The sequence below is a fragment of the Binatus sp. (SeqCode) genome, from assembly GCF_049584895.1.
GTDB lineage: Bacteria > Desulfobacterota > Binatia > Binatales > Binataceae > Binatus.
In genome coordinates this window covers 1-16,713 of record NZ_JBAUYR010000008.1, presented here as the reverse complement: position 1 = coordinate 16,713, position 16,713 = coordinate 1, and the positions used below count along the sequence as shown (strand labels likewise).

At 60.4% G+C, this 16,713-nt stretch carries 16 protein-coding genes and 1 pseudogene; 10 read left to right on the top strand and 7 right to left on the bottom strand.

Going from position 1 to position 16,713, the window contains the following annotated elements; genetic code table 11:
* From WB650_RS01755 to WB650_RS01735, 5 genes are all read left to right on the top strand, one after another.
* Window positions 1-496, top strand: a 496-nt coding sequence (locus WB650_RS01755; RefSeq protein WP_423959202.1) for a HEAT repeat domain-containing protein, incomplete at its 5' end; no start/stop codon positions are given.
* 58 nt (window positions 497-554) lie between these two features.
* Window positions 555-1,379 (top strand): SirB1 family protein, encoded by an 825-nt coding sequence (locus tag WB650_RS01750; protein WP_422303128.1) that lies wholly within the window; start codon window positions 555-557, stop codon window positions 1,377-1,379.
* 41 nt (window positions 1,380-1,420) lie between these two features.
* A complete protein-coding gene (locus WB650_RS01745; RefSeq protein ID WP_422303129.1) occupies window positions 1,421-2,845 on the top strand; it encodes a LutB/LldF family L-lactate oxidation iron-sulfur protein in 1,425 nt (474 codons plus the stop codon).
* A gap of 2 nt (window positions 2,846-2,847) precedes the next feature.
* Complete coding sequence (locus tag WB650_RS01740; protein ID WP_422303130.1) at window positions 2,848-3,540, top strand: LutC/YkgG family protein; 693 nt, start codon at window positions 2,848-2,850, stop codon at window positions 3,538-3,540.
* Window positions 3,533-4,255, top strand: a complete 723-nt coding sequence (locus tag WB650_RS01735; RefSeq protein WP_422303131.1) for a (Fe-S)-binding protein — start codon at window positions 3,533-3,535, stop codon at window positions 4,253-4,255. The genes WB650_RS01740 and WB650_RS01735 overlap by 8 nt, the downstream gene beginning before the upstream one ends.
* Before the next feature lie 67 nt (window positions 4,256-4,322).
* Here the strand turns inward: WB650_RS01735 and WB650_RS01730 are convergent, their stop codons facing one another.
* From WB650_RS01730 to WB650_RS01720, 3 genes are read right to left on the bottom strand one after another with little or no spacing between them, the layout of a single operon-like run.
* The gene (locus tag WB650_RS01730) at window positions 4,323-6,035 is read right to left on the bottom strand and encodes an alpha/beta fold hydrolase (protein ID WP_422303132.1); all 1,713 of its coding nucleotides are present in this window, start codon (window positions 6,033-6,035) and stop codon (window positions 4,323-4,325) included.
* Between the two features lie 43 nt (window positions 6,036-6,078).
* Window positions 6,079-7,101, bottom strand: a complete 1,023-nt coding sequence (locus WB650_RS01725; RefSeq protein WP_423959198.1) for a phosphotransferase family protein — start codon at window positions 7,099-7,101, stop codon at window positions 6,079-6,081.
* Window positions 7,102-7,120: 19 nt separating this feature from the next.
* A complete protein-coding gene (locus WB650_RS01720; RefSeq protein WP_423959197.1) occupies window positions 7,121-7,774 on the bottom strand; it encodes a glutathione S-transferase family protein in 654 nt (217 codons plus the stop codon).
* 120 nt (window positions 7,775-7,894) lie between these two features.
* Between WB650_RS01720 and WB650_RS01715 the strand changes: the two genes are divergently transcribed.
* Genes WB650_RS01715 through WB650_RS01705 form a run of 3 tightly spaced genes read left to right on the top strand, consistent with a single transcriptional unit; the run spans window position 7,895 to window position 10,288 of the window.
* Window positions 7,895-9,313: a tetratricopeptide repeat protein gene (locus WB650_RS01715; RefSeq protein ID WP_423959195.1), complete on the top strand. Its 1,419-nt coding sequence runs from the start codon at window positions 7,895-7,897 to the stop codon at window positions 9,311-9,313.
* Window positions 9,314-9,350: 37 nt separating this feature from the next.
* Window positions 9,351-9,884: a GNAT family N-acetyltransferase gene (locus WB650_RS01710; protein WP_423959193.1), complete on the top strand. Its 534-nt coding sequence runs from the start codon at window positions 9,351-9,353 to the stop codon at window positions 9,882-9,884.
* 2 nt (window positions 9,885-9,886) lie between these two features.
* Window positions 9,887-10,288, top strand: coding sequence for a nitroreductase family deazaflavin-dependent oxidoreductase (locus WB650_RS01705; protein ID WP_423959191.1), 402 nt, complete (start codon window positions 9,887-9,889; stop codon window positions 10,286-10,288).
* Window positions 10,289-10,305: 17 nt separating this feature from the next.
* Here the strand turns inward: WB650_RS01705 and WB650_RS01700 are convergent, their stop codons facing one another.
* Window positions 10,306-11,298, bottom strand: coding sequence for a helix-turn-helix transcriptional regulator (locus WB650_RS01700; protein ID WP_423959189.1), 993 nt, complete (start codon window positions 11,296-11,298; stop codon window positions 10,306-10,308).
* 339 nt (window positions 11,299-11,637) lie between these two features.
* On the opposite strand from WB650_RS01700, the gene WB650_RS01695 reads away from it, so the two are divergent.
* On the top strand, window positions 11,638-13,515 hold the full coding sequence (locus WB650_RS01695; protein ID WP_423959187.1) for a choice-of-anchor D domain-containing protein: 1,878 nt from the start codon (window positions 11,638-11,640) through the stop codon (window positions 13,513-13,515).
* A gap of 52 nt (window positions 13,516-13,567) precedes the next feature.
* On the opposite strand, the gene WB650_RS01690 is transcribed toward WB650_RS01695, so the two are convergent.
* Window positions 13,568-14,038 (bottom strand): SRPBCC domain-containing protein, encoded by a 471-nt coding sequence (locus tag WB650_RS01690; protein WP_423959186.1) that lies wholly within the window; start codon window positions 14,036-14,038, stop codon window positions 13,568-13,570.
* Between the two features lie 128 nt (window positions 14,039-14,166).
* Here WB650_RS01690 and WB650_RS01685 point away from each other — a divergent pair, with 128 nt between their 5' ends.
* On the top strand, window positions 14,167-14,364 hold the full coding sequence (locus WB650_RS01685; RefSeq protein WP_422300613.1) for a hypothetical protein: 198 nt from the start codon (window positions 14,167-14,169) through the stop codon (window positions 14,362-14,364).
* Window positions 14,365-14,393: 29 nt separating this feature from the next.
* On the opposite strand, the gene WB650_RS01680 is transcribed toward WB650_RS01685, so the two are convergent.
* Window positions 14,394-14,837: an endonuclease domain-containing protein gene (locus WB650_RS01680; protein ID WP_422300615.1), complete on the bottom strand. Its 444-nt coding sequence runs from the start codon at window positions 14,835-14,837 to the stop codon at window positions 14,394-14,396.
* 448 nt (window positions 14,838-15,285) lie between these two features.
* A pseudogene (locus WB650_RS01675) lies at window positions 15,286-16,713 on the bottom strand (vitamin B12-dependent ribonucleotide reductase); the annotation flags it as partial.

Sequence of the window (16,713 nt, the reverse complement as noted above, 5' to 3'; positions counted from 1 at the left end):
CGGCTATGTGATGCGCTCGGACTTGTGCATCTCGTATCAGACGATTGAAAACCGCGGCGCGATTCCGCGCGAGCTGCGCCCGAAGCTCGGCAACTGGATCTTCGGCTGCGACATCTGCAACGAGGTCTGCCCCTGGAACGATCAGAATGCGTCCGATGACGGGTATGACGATCGGTTCCCGCTCTTGCCCGAGCTACTCGCGCTCACCGAAGAAGACTTTGGCCAGCGCTTCACGGTCAGCGCGGTGAAGCGTGCCAAGCGGCGCGGGCTGTTGCGCAATGTCACGGTTGCCCTCGGCAATACTCGAAATCCCGACGCGGTGGCTCCACTCGCTCGCTCAATCGAAACCGAGACCGAACCGTTGATTCGCTCGCATGCCGCATGGGCACTCGGCGAGATCGGCGGAAGCGCAGCACGACGTACACTCGAGCGCGCGCTCCGCGACCGCGACACTTCGGTACGTCGCGAGGCAGCCGCCGCGCTCGAAATTAATTGACCGCGGGCTTGTCAAAGCTTTGGCGCAAAGCAACACTGGTACGAACGGTATTCTTACGATGAACGATGCACGACGGGAATTTGCGACGATTGCTTCAAAAGAGCCGGTGCCACTGGCTCGCGGCGCGCTCCTAATCGCGAAGGAAGAGTACCCGAATCTCGACATCGACGAGTACCTCGACAAGCTCGCGACTCTCGCGCGCGAGGCCGAGCCGATCGTGCGCGCGGGCGAGGACACCGTCGAGCGCGTGCAGTTGCTGTCGCACTTCCTGTTCGAGCTGAAGGGCTTCGAGGGCAACGCCGAGAATTACAACGATCCGCGCAACTCGTTTCTCAACGACGTGCTCAATCGCCGCCTCGGACTCCCGATCACGCTGTCGGTGGTCTATCTCGAAGTCGGCCGCCGCCTCGGCATCAATCTCTACGGCGTCTCGTTCCCGAATCATTTCCTGGTCAAGGCGGTTGACGAGCGCGGCGAGCTGATCATCGATCCATTCGTCGGCGGTAAGATTCTCGCGCTTGACGAGATTCGCGCGCGCCTGACCCAAATCTTCGGACAACCGGTCGAATTGAATCCCGCGATGCTGAAGGCGCGCGGCGCGCGTCACATCCTGGCGCGGATACTCACCAACCTGAAAATCGTTTATATGGGCGCGTCGGATTGGACCCGCGCGCTCGCTGCGCTCGATCGAATCATCATGCTCGAGCCGCGCGCGCTCGACGAGCTGCTCGAGCGCGGCAGCCTGTTCGAGCGGCTCGAATGCTTCAAGCCTGCGCTCGACGACTACCAGAGTTTTCTTTCGCAGGCGCCCGAGCATCCCGCAGCCGAAGCGGCGCGCGAAGCGGTGATGCGCCTGATTCGGCAAGTCGCCCTGATAAACTGAAGTTGCGCGAGAACTCCGACAGCTGACGCGCGACAACCCGGATGCCTGAATTTCCGAAAGCACAGGATTTCTTCGAATCGAGCAGCGCCGCCGTCGGCGATCATGAACTGCGGCGCAAGCTCGAGAGCGCCAGCGCGCGCCATCTCGATCACTTCGCGCAAGTCAAAGCGGACTTCCCGCAGTACGACGAGGAGCGCGAGGCGGCCCATCGAATCAAGACCGACGCGATCGCGCATCTCGACGAATTGCTGATCGATCTCACCTCGAAGCTCGAAGCCAATGGATGCAAGGTGTTCTTTGCCGAGGATGCCGCCCAGGCGCGCGACTACATCGTCGCGCTCGCCAAGGCCAAGGGCGCGACCAACGTCGTCAAGGGCAAGTCGATGACCACCGAGGAAATCGATCTCAACGACGCGCTCGCGAACGCGGGAATCGACGCGGTCGAGACCGACCTCGGCGAGTATATCGTGCAGCTTCGCGGCGAGCGTCCGTCGCACATCATCACGCCCGCGATTCATCTGTCGAAGGAAGACATCGGCCAGCTCTTCACCGACAAATTCGGCATCGAATACACCGCCGAGCCTGAAAAGCTCACGGCCGAAGCGCGCTCGCGATTGCGCGCGATCTTTCTGGCAGCGGATTTCGGCGTTACCGGCGTCAATTTTGCCATCGCGGAAACCGGCACGCTCATCGTCGTCGAGAACGAAGGCAACGGCCGTCTGTCGAGTACGATCCCGGAGACCTTCGTCGCCGTGATGGGCATCGAGAAGGTCATCCCGCGCCTCGAAGACCTGAGTCACTTTTTGGAAATCCTCGCGCGCACCGCTACCGGGCAGAAATTAACGACCTACACCAGTTTCATCACTGGGCCGCGGCGCGAGGGCGATCTCGACGGTCCGGGCGAGATGCACGTGGTGATCCTCGACAACGGGCGCAGCGCGATGCTCGCGGATCCCGAGCTGCGCGAGGCGCTGAATTGCATCCGATGCGGCGCGTGCCTGAACGTCTGCCCGATTTACCGGCGCATCGGCGGCCACGCGTATCGCTCGGTTTATCCCGGACCGATCGGATCAATCGTCAGTCCAAATCTTTTCGGCAGCGCCGCGGGATACCTGCCGTTCGCATCGACCCTGTGCGGCGCGTGCAAGGACATCTGTCCCGTCAAGATCGATATCCCGCGAATCCTGCTCCATCTCCGATGGAAAGAGAGCACCGGCAAGCATCCGCTCAAGTGGCCGCGCAAGATCGAGAAAGCGCGGCGAGGAGCGCGGCGGTTCGCGAAAACAGCGCGCCATCCGCGGACAGTTCGCGCGCTTGGAAAAATCGCCGCGTTTCTGCTCAAGCCATTCGCGCACAACGGTTATCTGCGCCGGATGCCGGGACCGTTCGGCAACTGGACGAAGTATCGCGACTTCCCACGGCCACGCCCGCACAAACGACCCGATCCGGAACGCCCGCCAGGCTGAACGTGGCCGAGCTGCACAAAATAATCGCGAGCGTAAAGGACGCGCTCGGTACCGGCGCGCGAAACAACTCGCACCCCGCAGATACCATCGCCGCGGTGCCGGTGTCGCCCTCTGCGCTGCGGACCGAACTCGCATCCGCATTCGCACGAGAGCTCGAAGAGGTCGGCGGCAAGTTTCTCGGAATACTCAGTCCGGCCGAAGTGACTAATCGAATAGTCAGTCTAGCCGGCGAGCTCGGCGCGGAAACCGTCGCGCTCGGACAAGGCGTAGCGATTGACATGGACGCGATTGGCGAGGCGCTCGAGCGCGCGGACTTCAGGATCGTTCGCACCTTGCCGGTTGCGGACATCGAGCGGCCCGCGATGCGCTCGCGGGTCGCGGAGGCCGGCCTCGGCATCGCTGAGGCAGACTTCGCGATCGCCTCGACCGGCACGCTCGCCGTCGTCTCAAACGCGAATCGGCCGGCTTCGCTCACCCTGCTGCCGCCGGCCAGCCTGGTGATCGTTCAGATCGATCGCGTGATGCTGAATCTCGCGGCCGTCCTCGCCGAGATGGGGCCGAGCGGCATAGCTGCGAATCGAATGACGCTCATCACTGGCCCGAGCCGCACCGCGGACATCGAAAAGCGAATCGTGCTCGGGGTCCATGGCCCGAAATCGTTGCACGTGATCGTGATGTGGCCGCGCGATGACTGAAGTCCAACTATTCTCGACCTGCCTCGCCGAGGAATTCTTCCCCGAGGTCAACGACGCCGCCGCGACCGTGCTCGAGCGGCTGCGGCTCAAGGTGACGCACGTGCGCGGCGCGTTCTGCTGCGGGCAGGTCGCATTCAACGAAGGCATGCGCGAAGAGGCGGTCGATCTCGCGCGGCGATTTCTCAACTCGGTCGAGCAGGACGTTCCGATCGTCGTCCCGTCGGGCTCGTGCACCAGCATGCTGAAGATCTTCTACGGCGACCTGCTCGCCGACGATCCCGCGCTCGCCGCCAAGGCGCTCGCGATTCGTCCGTGGGTGTTCGAGCTGTCGCAGTTCATCGTCAACGTGCTGAAGGTGAAGTACCTCGGCGCGCGCTACGAACGTGCTGTCGCATATCATCCGTCGTGTCATCTGATGCGCGAGTTGGGCGTGCGCACCGAGCCGATGACGCTGCTGAGCGCGGTGGGGGGAATCAGAATTTGCGAGCTGCGCGATCGCGAAGAGTGCTGCGGCTTCGGCGGCATGTTCTCGGTGAAGTTCCCGGACATCTCAGCGTCGATGCTCGAAGACAAAATGGCGCGCATCAAAGAGAGTGGCGCCGAGGTCATAGTCGCAAACGATTGCGGATGCCTGATGCAAATCGGCGGCGGATTAAGCCGCGCCGGCGAGAAGCTCGAAGTGCGTCACCTCGCAGAAGTACTCGCAGCGCGATGACGTAGGGGTAGCCTGCTCTTTGTGTCATCCTGAGCGCAGCGAAGGATCTCGCGCGCAAGCGCGCTTATCAGTGGCGTTCGTGAACGTATAGACCCGGTGCAGGTTCTCCGGCTTTGTACAACTCGCTGCCTAACGTCTTCGGCGCGGGACGTTCGTTGCCCGACCGTGCGGCGACCCACTTGATCCAGTGATCCCACCACGTTCCTTTATTCTCGACTGCGCTCTTTGCCCATTCGTCGGGATCTTCGGGGAGGCGCGTGCCGATGTAGTAGCGGGCTTTGAAGTTGCCCGGCGGGTTGACGAGGCTTTGAATGTGGCCGCTCGATCCAAGCACGAATTCGATTCGTCCGCCGAACATCCGTGTCGCCCGATAGCATGCGCGCCATGCGCAAATGTGATCGGTCATGCCCGCGACGAGGTAGATATCATTCTTCACCGCGCGCAAATCGATCGGCGTGCCGAGCACCGCGACTTCGCCGCCGTGAGTCAGCGGATTTCTCAGGAACAGATCCAGAAAACCCTCGTGCAGTTTCGCCGGGAGGTTGGTCGAGTCGGCGTTCCAATAGAGGATGTCGAACGGCGCCGGATCGTTGCCGAGCAGATAGTTATTGACCCAATAGTTCCACACCAGGTCGTTGGGGCGCAGCCATGCGAAGATGCGCGCCATGTCATTGCCGTCGAGCACGCCCTTTTCCGCCGAGCGTTCGCGCGCAGCGTTGATCGCGTCCTCGGTCGCGAACATCCCGGTCATCGAAGGCAGGCTCGTATCGAGCATCGTGACGAGCAGCGTCACCGCGTTGACGCGCTTGTCGCCCGAGGCCGCCAGATGCCCGAGCATTAGCGAGGTCGTGATGCCGCCGGCGCATACGCCGAGCACGTTGCAATCGGGACTGCCGGTGATCTCGCATGCCGCCGCGATCGCGTCCTTGCACGCCGTCACGTATTCGTCGAGTCCCCAGTTGCGATCGCGCGGCGTCGGATTGCGCCAGCTGATCGTGAACATCGGGAAGCCGTGCTTAACCGCGTATTCGACGAAACTGCGGCCCGGCGCAAGATCCATGATGTAGTATTTGTTGATCTGCGGCGGGATGAAGAGCAGCGGTCGCTCGTAAACCTTGTCGGTCGCGGGCGCGTATTGAATCACCTCGCACAGCGGATTTCGGAACACGACCGCGCCGGGCGAGAGCGCGAGATTCTTGCCGACCTCGAACGGCCGCTTGTCCACCGTCGACGGCATCCCGCCGTTGCTCCACAGGTCGCCGATAAAGTTGCGCAGGCCCCAGACCACGCTCATACCCGAAGTGTCGAAGGCGCGCTTGAGCGCCGCGGGATTCAACAGAAACGAGTTGGTCGGCGCGAGCGCCTCAGTCAGGAGTGTGAGCGCGAACTTCTGCTGCTCGACGTCCTTCCACTCGACGCTCTCGTCTTCGTTGACGAGGTCGTGCATCGCCGCGCGCCATGCGAGGTAGGCCTGCATCAGCCGATGGTAGAGCGGATGCTCGGTCCAGGCGGGATCGCCGAAACGCTTGTCGCCCGCTTCAGGAGCCACAGACGAGACTCCCCCGATGATCTGCCCGAGCTCGAGCGTCAGCTGCAGCGCGCGCGAGGCAACCGTCACAGGTTGCGACGCGATGTGCGTCAGCAACGTCCCCAACGTGCCGAGCACCTGCGTCGCATCGAGGCCGACGAACGGATTGGCGCCGAGCAGCGCGTTCAGCGCAGGATGATTTTCCTCGGGAGTCTGAATTTCAGGCTGCTGCCGCTTGGCTGCACTGTCCATGTCGTACCTCCCGATGAGCAGTCTCGTACGGCAGACTGCTCGCCTAGCCTAACAGTTCGAGGCCGTGCTCGAACATCCGCGGCGCCGACAGCGCTGTATCTTCCCATAACGGATCGGGCCGCTTGCCGCGCCGATGCAACATCAGGTTGAAGCACGTGATTACGCCGAATCGGTAGCCCGCGAATGCGCGGAACCATCGCACTTCGGGAATCGACACGGCGAAGCCCGCGGCCTCGGCATACGCGTCGACGATCTCGTCGGCGTTCATCAGCGAGCCGCGGGCGTCGGGACCCGCGCCGGTGGCGACCACCCAGCTTCCGGGGTCTGAAAAGAAGCAAATCCAGCCGAGATCGAGCAGCGTCGCGCCGACCAGCGAGATTTCCCAATCGATCAGCGCGACGACGCGTTCGTCGTTGAACAGCACGTTCGACCATTGGAAATCGCCGTGGACGCATCCGATGCGCGCGCCTGTCGGCAGGCTCGAGCGCAGTCGCTCGCGAAGCTCCGGTGCGCGCGCGACGACTTTGGGATCGAGCGTATCGCGGTCGACCAGGTAGTCGAGGCGCTTCATCTCATCGCTCAGCGCGAACGGCTCGCCCCACGCCTCGCGGCGCGGCTCCCACGCGACATTGTGCAGCGCGGCCATCGTCGCGATCCCATTGCGCGCGAGGCGTTTCAGATGCGCGAGCGGCAATGGAGATTCGCCCAGCTTGAATCCTTCGACAAAGCCACCGACGAAGTACGGACGCTCGAAAAACTCGGGCTCGTCTCCGTACCAGATGATCGGCGGCACCGCGACCGCCGTGTCGGCCAACGACGCCATCACCCGCGCCTGTCGCACGATGTCGGCAGGGCCGGAAATCTTCACGCCGGGTGGCGCGATGCGAACGACATACTTCCCGGCCGGCTTCGCGCCGGGATCACTACGCTCGAGGATGAAGCTGTAGCTGAAGCCGGCGTGACCCGGCAGCGTCTCGAGCGAATGCGCGCGCGCGCCCGCGTCGCCAGTCTTGGCGCGCACGAGTGTCGTCAGTTGCGCAGTTACCTGTTCGATATCACCGGGCATCGCGACGCCATCTCGCTGGTTAGACGCCCCTCATCCCGGATTTCGCCGAATCTGGATGCCGGCTCGACTTGGCGCTCGGGCGCGAATCGACCCGCTTGAACCACGCGTTCACGTTCTTCAGCGACGGATCGATCGACTGCTTGACGCCGGCGCCGAAATCGAGCGCGCAATACAAAATGATATCGGCGACAGTGAACCGATCGCCCGCGATGTATTGCTTGCCCTCGAGCAGATTGTCGAGCCACTTGAGCTTGTCCTGCACGATTGCCTTCAACCCGGCCGACGCCTCGGGCAGCACGCGCATGCGGTCCTTGAACATCTGCAAACCTTCGGAGTAGCGGAAGCCGTTGTAGAGATGCTCCGTGATCTGCAGCTCGACGCGACGCTGCCACTGGCGCGCCTCGGCGCGTTCCTCAGCGGTGGTGCCGATGAGCGCCGGCGTCGGATGTTTCTCTTCGAGATACTCGAAAATCGCAACGGTCTCGCCGATACACTTGCCGTTGTCGAGTTCGAGCGCCGGCACCTGTCCGCCAGGATTGCGATCGGTATAGGGCGGCTTGCGGTTTTCCGCCGCCATCATGTTGATGTTCGCGCTCGGAATCGTAATTCCCTTCTCGGCCAGGAACATCCGCATGGCGCGTGGATTGGGTCCAAGAGCATCGTAGAGTTTCATGTTTGGTAGCCTCGCAAAAGATAGACTTCGGGCCGAAATATACAACAGGCCGCGTGAAACGGGGAACCGAATTCCGGGGGGCGTGTTGCGCTGGAAGGAAGCGGTAGGTAGGAATTTGTGATGCGATTTTGTCCGCAATGCGGCGCGCCGCTCCTGGCCGGAGCGAAATTCTGCGTGGAATGCGGCCGCGCGCTCGACGTCGCGGCTTCCGGCGCGGGAGAATCCGGCGGCATCCCTCGCGGCCGCAATTCGATCACCAATGCATTTGTGTTCGTGTTCGTCGCGCTCGCTGTGGTCGGTCTGGCCGCTGCTGGGTGGATTTATGTGAAGACGCCCGAAGTAGTGCGCGAGCAAATCGCCAGCGCACCTCCTGCCGCACCGCCAGGTGCCGGCGCTCCCGAGTCGAATCCCGGAACCGCCCAATCGGGTGCAGGCGCCGCGCCCGATCAGAATGTCAGCGCGAATCCGGCGGCCGGCGGAAGTCAGAACGGCGGTCTGCCCCCGGGACATCCAACGATCGAGCTGCCCACCGAGGCTCGCACTTTTGTCGATAAGATCGAGCGCGACGCCATCGCCAAACCCAAGGACGTCACGGCGTGGAACAAATTTGGCGCGGTCTCGATGCGCGCGGCGATGTTCGATCAATCCTATTACGGCAAGGCTGAGGACGCGTACGGGCACGTGCTGAAGTTGGATCCCGACAATCTGGACGCGCTGCGCGGCATCGGCGATATCGACTACGACAAGCAACGCTACGATGAAGCGATCGCCGCCTACGAGCATTACCTGAAAAAGAAGCCGGACGATCCCGAAGTTCGCACAGACCTCGGCACGATGTACCTCTACACGGGCAATGCCGATCAGGCGGTGGTGCAGTACAAGAAGGCAATCACGGCGAAGCCCGGATTTTTCCAGGCGTACTACAATATGGGAATCGCGTACGCGCAGGAGAACAAGCCCGACGACGCGGCTGCCACCCTCAAGCAGGCGATCGCGCTCGCGCCCGACGATACTGCGCGCACCCAGGTGAAGGAGCTGCTCGCGAAACTCACCGGTGCCCCGGCTGCAGGTGCGTCGATGCAGGCTGCGTCCGCGGCGACACCGTCAACCAAGAAGAAACCCGCGTCGCCGGCGGAGTCGATAGCTGCGAAGAGTACCGCTGCCTCGAAGAGTACTGCGGCAGCAAGCGCACCTGAGGCATCTGCCGCGATAGCTGCCAAAGCTCCATCGTCACCGGCGGCTGCATCAACCACGTCCAGCGAAGACGACTTTCACGATGCGGTCGAAACGATGGTGCGTGGCTTGCCGATCGCAGGGCCGAAGGTCACCACCGTCGAATGGCCCGACAAGCTCAAGGCCAAAGTCTTTATGGACAGCTTCCCGATGGATCAAATGCCTCCCTTTGCGAAGGCCAAGTTCCTGTCCGATCTGAAGGCGGGAATCGACAGCGCCAAGAAAGACAACAACATTTCATCGCCGGTCGAAGTCAATATTGTGGACGGCGCCAGCGGCAACGTGATGGAAACCATTACTCAGTAACTATTTGCGCGAATAGCCAGTCGCGCGATGGAGCCAGATGCAGGGTAAACTGGTCAGGCTGCGCGCTTACGAGAAATCCGACGCCGACGCGCTGTTCCGATGGTTCTCCGACGAGGAAGTTACGCGATGGCTCGAGCCGCCTGCTTTTCGATCGCGCGCGCATCAGGAAAAATTCATCGAACTGGCGCAGGCATCCAGCGACGACGCCAAATACTTCGCGATCGAGACGCTCGACGGAAAGCTGGTCGGCGATTGCGGCCTAAGATTCATCGACTGGAAGAGCCGCAAGGCGGAATTCTTCATCACCATCGGCGAAAAGCAATTCTGGGGCAAAGGCCTCGGCACCGACGCGCTCCGAACAGTAATCCGGTTGGCATTCGACAAGATGAACCTGAATCGATTGTGGCTGACCGTGCTGGTCGACAATCCCCGCGCAGTCCGATGCTATGAGAAGTGCGGCTTCGTCCGCGAAGGTTTAATGCGGCAAGAGAGCTACGTCGATGGAAAGTACCGCGACGTCCTGCTGATGGCGCTGTTGCGCGAAGACTACGACCGAACTCGAGGTGCATGACGATGGCATCGAAATCTTTCGAACGGCTGCGCAAGGCTGGCGACCGGCAGACACTTAAGCTGACTCACTACGGACGCAAAAGCGGACGCCCATACGACGTGACTATCTGGTACCTGGTCGACAACCAAAGCGATCGGCTGTATCTGGTCTCGGCGAATGCCAATCGCAACTGGGTGCGCAACGTCAAGGCGAGGCCTGCGATCTCGCTTCGAGTCGGCAATGAAGTCTTCAACGGCGACGTGCGCGCGATCACCGACAAGCAGGAACGCGACAAGGTGAAGGACCTCACGATCCGCAAGTACTGGTACGTCGCGCCGATGCTTCGGCTGGGACAATTTCTAATATCGATGGGAGGGATGCGCGACAATACCGCGGCCTTCGAAGTGATCCTCGCGGAGGAATAGCTACGTCGGGCGATTGCTCAGGAATCTCGCATCGCAGCCCAGGCAATCGCTGCGGCCGCGGTGCGGGTTTCAGTGCCGAGTTTCCGATGGATATGCTCGACGTGCTTGTCCGTAGTCTTTCGCGTGATGGATAAAATCGTTGCAATCTCGCGGCTGGTCTTGCCCTTCGAAATCCAGAACAATACTTCCGCTTCGCGCCGTGCGAGGCCCAGCCTTTCTCGCAGCAATTCCGTACGATCATGCCTGACCTCGCGCCTCAGCAAGAGAATCATCTCGCCGTCCTGACTGGTCTTGAGCATCCGGATGTTCAGACGCGACTGGTCTGATTCCACAGTCAACGGGGCGCACGGTTTGAGGTGGGATTGTTTGCCGTCCAGCGAGGGCTGCCAAAACCGAAGCCACCGCTGGAGGCGATCCGGCAACTGGTCATCCTGCCCCATCTCGTCGCCGAAGAAGCTCGATAGCCACCGGGTCGCGAGTTGGCTCGAGTGTTTGATCGCCAGGTCGTGAACGACCACCACCGCCGCATTCAGCTCCTCTTCGAGCGACTGTTCGCGTCGTTCAAGTCGGCTCTGGAAGGAGGTCATTGCATGCGCGTTCGCGTACGCCTGCCGGAGATGTGGACGTAACAGATTCAGCATTTCGCGCTCGTCTTCGCTGAAGTCCACACCGTCGCGTCCGAAGGCGAATGTCACGACATCGCCGCCGGGGCAGAACTCAAATCCGCCGGTCATCAAATATTCGGTGCGAGCTGGACGGTACACCGCCTCATAGAGCTCGAGCCGATGAAACTGCCGTTGCGATACGAGGTCCGACATCTTCAGCGCACGCTGATCGCTGTTGCGATTGTGCAGGACCATCGGATGTCGATGCATCAAGCGGGCGAGGGTTTGGGCGGCCTCGGGTGTTCCGCGTGCTCCGAGTGTCGGATGGGCGAGCGTCTCGAACCGGCGGCGAGCGTAGTTGGTTTCGTTGTAGCTGTAATTACCTGCGGGAATAAGCCGGGGCATCAACGAGACTATGTGTTTCGGAAAAGTATCAAGTGTCTGAGCTGAATACAGCTCCGGAAGCAGGGCGACCAGCCCCTCGTATTGCCGCCACTCGATCATTGGGGAGTACGTACAATTCCGTATTGATTCGCTTGGGTCAAATGCCGTAACGGTAGGTCAAATGGCGCAATGATAACTTTTAGTATGAAAAAGAACATCCACGTTAATCGACACTCTCTTTCGGGCTCGAAGCCAAGCTGAACGCGTCGACAATTGCGCCGTTTTCGCTCGAGTTGGTCTCGGTATTCAATGGAAATAGTTAATCGGGGGAAGAGTATGAACAGGTACGCGGGAAAGCTAATGACCCTTGCGATTGTGCCAGGCACTGTAGCTCCAGCGCCTGTAAATCCCGAGACGGCGCGCGCTGACAAGAAACCCGGCTTATTCCTAACCCTTCTAGGTGCCCTTGTTCTGTTACTCTCCGGATTTGGCGGTGCGCATGCGCAAACCACCGCAACTATCAACTGGACTGATGTTCACCAGGTTATCGACGGCTTCGGCGCATCGGATGCGTTCGCCGGCCCTCTTTCGTCGGCGGACCTGGCTTTCTTCTTTGGGACGGGGACCGGACAGCTCGGTCTGTCGATACTAAGAACCGGAGCTCCAAACAATGGCGATATGTCCGGCGATTGCACAACGGTTAATGTCGGGTGTGCCGGTCCTTATGTCAGTGATATGAAGGCGGCCATTGCCAATGGAGCAAGAATCTATAGCTCCCCCTGGACACCGCCACCTGCCTACAAAACAAACGGTCTCAACACATGTACCGGCAATGCCGGGTTGATAACTTCGGACTATGCTGCGTACGCAACCTGGCTGGCTAACTATGTCATGAGTCTGAAAACAGAAGAGGGTATTACTCTCTACGCGCTATCCGTCCAGAATGAGCCAAACGAATGCCTTAGCTACGATAGCGCTTACTGGACGGCGGCCGAGATCGACACTTTCGTAGCGACCAATCTAGGCCCTACCTTTGCCGCCGATGGGTTGTCTACTCTCATTTACGTGCCAGAAGGTAGCGGTTATAACGAGATGAGCTTGGGTAGTACCTGCGCTACTGACTCGTCTTGCAATGAGTACATAGGCGGTGTCGTTTGGCATGACTATGATGCCAACCTTACCGGCACTAACACGATCACTGCGGATCCTTACCCTTCCGACTGGCCCGCGGGCAAGAAATATTGGGAAACAGAAGCTTCTTGTGGCTCTGGTTTTGGACCTAACTTCTGTCAGACGGGTTTTAATACTGACATTACAGATGCTCTCGATTGGGCCGCAGTCATAGACCAGCGGATCGCCGTCGACAATGCCAATGCATGGCTCTACTGGTGGCTGGTCGGTTTAGACAGCACCGATGATCAAGCGTTGGTGGACAGCAACGGCACTATCGCAAAGCGTGCCTACATGCTGGGGCAGTACAGCAAATTTGTGCGGCCTGGATATTTCCGTATAGACGCGACGCACCTACCAGCAACCGGAGTTAGCGTCTCGGCGTACCAGAACACAGCCACTAGTTCTCTGGTTATCATCGCTACCAACTACACTGGTTCTGATGTCTCCCAGGAATTCTCCATAACCAACGCTCCGACATTTTCGAGCCTGACTCCTTACACTACCTCTGCGAGTTTGAGTCTCGCTAAACAGTCGAGTGTATCCTTATCATCCAATTCTTTTACCTATAAATTGCCTGCCAACAGCATCACGACATTTGCCTCTTCAGCCTCCAGCGGGCCTACTCCGACTGCTACCGCAACTGCTACTCCGACCGCAACTTCGACCGGTGCAACTCCCACGGCGACCGCGTCAGCGACTCCGACGGCCACGCCGACTCCCGTCGGGATGGTAACGATCAATCCATCTTCACTGGATTTTGGAACGACGACGACTGTCGGAAAAACCAGCAAATCCAAGACCGTCGACATCAAAAATGACGGCAACAAGCAGACCGGACCGCCCGTCACCATCGAGATGGAGACCGCGTCGCCGTCGGTGTTCGCGGTCAAGTCGCAATGCAAGAAAACGCTTAAGCCCGGCAAGAGCTGCAAGGTGTCAGTGACCTTCAAGCCAGTGGATGACACAACCGCGGAGACTGGCAGCCTGATGATTTTCGACAACGCGACTGGATCGCCACAGTCCGTGGGCCTGTCCGGAACCGGAAAGGCACCAAAGACGAAATGAAGAGTGCGGGGCTGGGACTGATCCCAGCCCCTGCGAACGCAATCGCCGATTGCTAGGACGGATCCCCGACCTCGGCGACGCGCTTGAGACTCTCGACCCAGTTCTGATGCCCGCGCTCGAGCATCGGGCGCAAATACCATCCGGCAATTTTCGGCACGAGCCCGTTCTGGCATTCCTCGGTGACGACGCGACATCCGGCGCGTCCGTCGGGTTCGATAAGCCAGCCGTGATAGGCGCGCAGCACTCCGCGCGCGTCCCATCCAAGTTCATGCGGCGGCTCGAAGGTAATCACCCGGCTGGTGACGGTTGCGCCAAAGGTCTTCCACTTGAATTCGCTGTCAGGCGCGAGATCCGGCGGATTCCCGCGAAGAAAATTAACGTTGGCGGAGTTGCTATACCACTCAGGCCACTTGGCCGCGCGAACAAGCCATCGCCAGATGCGCTCAGGCGGCGCGTCAATCGGTATCTCGTTGCGCGCATAGACAGATGAGTTCTCAGGTTCAAATCCAGCGGGCCATTTCATCGCGATGGTCGCTCCTTCGGTCGCGCATTTCTTTTATCCACAGATCGGCGGGTTTTTCCACAAAAGCAGGCCTTCGGAGGCTTTCAGAACTTTGCACTCGAACGCCCGCGCACTATGATCCGCGCTCAATGACGAAGCGGGAAGCCAAGCGCCGCCTTGAAGACCTCGCGCTCGAAACCGGGCACAAGCGGAATTACTACGTCAAGCGTGCGCTGGTCGAATTCCTTGATCGCAACGAACGCCTTCTAGGCCATCGTCCAACGCGCACGGTCGGCTTCTCAACCCTCGACCAACTCCCGACCCGCCCAAACAGATTTGATCTCTAATTCCTAATCTTAATACCTCGCCCGTTATTTCACGGAAGAGGAGGCCGGCGGCAACGCCGCCGGCAGGTGAGGGTTCCGGCCGCCATCGTCATGTCAGACTGATCACACGCACTCAGCGTCCGACTGATCTCCTGGATTACGCCTTCGATCTCCCGCATCACCTCACTGTTCCAAAATCTCAGTACTCTGAACCCACGAGCCCGCAGTTCGCGGGTTCGCATGTCGTCGTAATGCTTCCTGTCGTCAGCATGCTGTACTCCGTCAAGCTCAACGATCAGCCGCGCTTCGATACAGCAGAAATCCACGATGAAGGAGTCGATCGGAACCTGCCTCCGAAATTTCCAACCGTCGAGGTTTCTATTTCGTAGCAGCGACCACAGCCGTTTCTCGGCATCAGTTGATTCGCGACGGAGTGTGCGGGCGCGAGCTAACGGTTGCTTCGCGATCAGGCGTGTCGGCGTTCGGTAGGGCACCCGCAAGACAGTCGCACTTTTAGATGCCAATGTGAACTGTTAGTGAACAGGATCGGAAGTGAGGTCGCCGGATAACTGCCATAGCAAACGCTCGCGTTGAGCCCGGAACCCTCACCTACCGGCGGCGACGCCGCCGGCCTCCTCTCCCGTGAAAAGAACGGGCGAGGTATTTGAAGTCGCGGCGGCCGAAAAGAATTTGGGGGCTGGGATTGCTCCCAGCCCCCTGCCGTCACCACATCCGCCGCCCCACCACAACCTCTTTGGCGCGAGGTTCTTCGCGCCTGGTTTTAAGTGGGTCCCGAAGAATCCGTCATCCCCATTTTTTCCGAGCACTGGCTGAAACTTTTTCGCCGCCGCGCTGCTGCCTGCCTCCCCTCCGCATCCGCCCTATCGCCAGTATCTCGAAAACCTCCCTCCACAATTCTCCGGGACCCGTGAGACTCCTTCTTTATGAGCACCCGCTCGTGGTGCCGCAGTTCATGCATTTGTAGCAGGCGCCGTTGCGCACCATTATGCTGCCGCAGTCCGGGCATGGCGGCGCGTCGGCCTGGTTGATGAACGCCTGCCGGATGCCGCCGTCTTTGCCGCCACGCAGACTCGCTATGGGAGCCATCGCTACCATTGCGGGAGCCGAGTCGGATTTCGCCGACAGACTCTTGTCGGACTCGATAATTCCGACTTCTCGCTTCGCTTCTTCGTCCAGAAACTTCGACGCCATCCATCGGAACAGATAGTCGACGATCGATTTGGCATACGGAATCTGCGGATTCTTGGTGAAGCCCGACGGCTCGAAGCGCATGTGCGAGAATTTATCGACCAGGAACTGCAGCGGAACGCCGTATTGCAGCGCGAACGAAATCGCGGTCGCAAACGAGTCCATCAGGCCCGAAATAGTCGAGCCCTGCTTCGACATCGTGACGAAAATTTCGCCCGGAGTGCCGTCCTCGTACATGCCGACCGTGATGTAGCCTTCGTGGCCCGCGATATCGAATTTGTGCGTGATCGATTTGCGCTCGTCGGGCAGCTTGCGCCGCTGCATCCGATCGTCCGCCGGCGCGATCGACGCGACCGCTTCGACCGCCTTCTCGATATCTTTCCTGCCGGTGTTGAGCGGCTGCGTGCGCTTGGATCCGTCGCGGTAAATCGCAACCGCCTTCAGCCCGAGCTTCCACGCAGTGACGTAAGCCTCGGCGACTTCGTCCACCGTCGCTTCCGCGGGCATGTTGATCGTCTTTGAAATCGCGCCCGAGATGAAGGGCTGCACGGCACCCATCATCTTGATGTGCCCGTTGTATTGAATGGTGCGGGCGCCGGCGCGCGGCTTGAACGCGCAATCGAAAACCGCGAGATGCGCGTCGGCGAGCTGCGGCGCGCCTTCGATAGTCTCGTTCTCATCCAGGTACTCGACGATTTCCTGCACTTCCTTCGAGTCGTAGCCGAGCCGCTTGAGCGCGCGCGGGACCGTGCCATTGACAATTTTCAGCATCCCGCCGCCGACCAGCTTTTTGTATTTGATCAGCGCGATGTCCGGCTCGATGCCGGTGGTGTCGCAATCCATCATGAACGCGATGGTGCCGGTCGGCGCGATGACTGTCGCTTGCGAGTTACGATAGCCGGCCGCGGTGCCGACCTTGAGCGCGTCGTCCCATGAGTCACGTGCGGCGCGCAGCAGGTCGAGCGGAACGTACGAAGGATCGAGCTTGTACGCGGCTGCCTTGTGGAGGCAGATCACTTTCAGCATCGGCTCGCGATTGGGCGCGTAGCCGGCGAAGGGTCCCATATGCTCCGCGATGCGCGCCGACTGCAAGTACGCCTCGCCCGTCATCAGCGCGGTAATCGCGGCAGCGTAGCTGCGGCCCTGGTCGGAGTCGTAGGG

Excerpts from the sequence above, each read along its gene's own strand:
- WB650_RS01750 (WP_422303128.1), top strand. The coding sequence starts at position 555 with ATGAACGATGCACGACGGGAATTTGCGACGATTGCTTCAAAAGAGCCG.
- WB650_RS01745 (WP_422303129.1), top strand. The coding sequence starts at position 1,421 with ATGCCTGAATTTCCGAAAGCACAGGATTTCTTCGAATCGAGCAGCGCC.
- WB650_RS01735 (WP_422303131.1), top strand. The coding sequence starts at position 3,533 with ATGACTGAAGTCCAACTATTCTCGACCTGCCTCGCCGAGGAATTCTTC.
- WB650_RS01730 (WP_422303132.1), bottom strand. The coding sequence starts at position 6,035 with ATGGACAGTGCAGCCAAGCGGCAGCAGCCTGAAATTCAGACTCCCGAG.
- WB650_RS01725 (WP_423959198.1), bottom strand. The coding sequence starts at position 7,101 with ATGCCCGGTGATATCGAACAGGTAACTGCGCAACTGACGACACTCGTG.
- WB650_RS01720 (WP_423959197.1), bottom strand. The coding sequence starts at position 7,774 with ATGAAACTCTACGATGCTCTTGGACCCAATCCACGCGCCATGCGGATG.
- WB650_RS01715 (WP_423959195.1), top strand. The coding sequence starts at position 7,895 with ATGCGATTTTGTCCGCAATGCGGCGCGCCGCTCCTGGCCGGAGCGAAA.
- WB650_RS01710 (WP_423959193.1), top strand. The coding sequence starts at position 9,351 with ATGCAGGGTAAACTGGTCAGGCTGCGCGCTTACGAGAAATCCGACGCC.
- WB650_RS01705 (WP_423959191.1), top strand. The coding sequence starts at position 9,887 with ATGGCATCGAAATCTTTCGAACGGCTGCGCAAGGCTGGCGACCGGCAG.
- WB650_RS01700 (WP_423959189.1), bottom strand. The coding sequence starts at position 11,298 with ATGCCCCGGCTTATTCCCGCAGGTAATTACAGCTACAACGAAACCAAC.
- WB650_RS01695 (WP_423959187.1), top strand. The coding sequence starts at position 11,638 with ATGACCCTTGCGATTGTGCCAGGCACTGTAGCTCCAGCGCCTGTAAAT.
- WB650_RS01690 (WP_423959186.1), bottom strand. The coding sequence starts at position 14,038 with ATGAAATGGCCCGCTGGATTTGAACCTGAGAACTCATCTGTCTATGCG.
- WB650_RS01685 (WP_422300613.1), top strand. The coding sequence starts at position 14,167 with ATGACGAAGCGGGAAGCCAAGCGCCGCCTTGAAGACCTCGCGCTCGAA.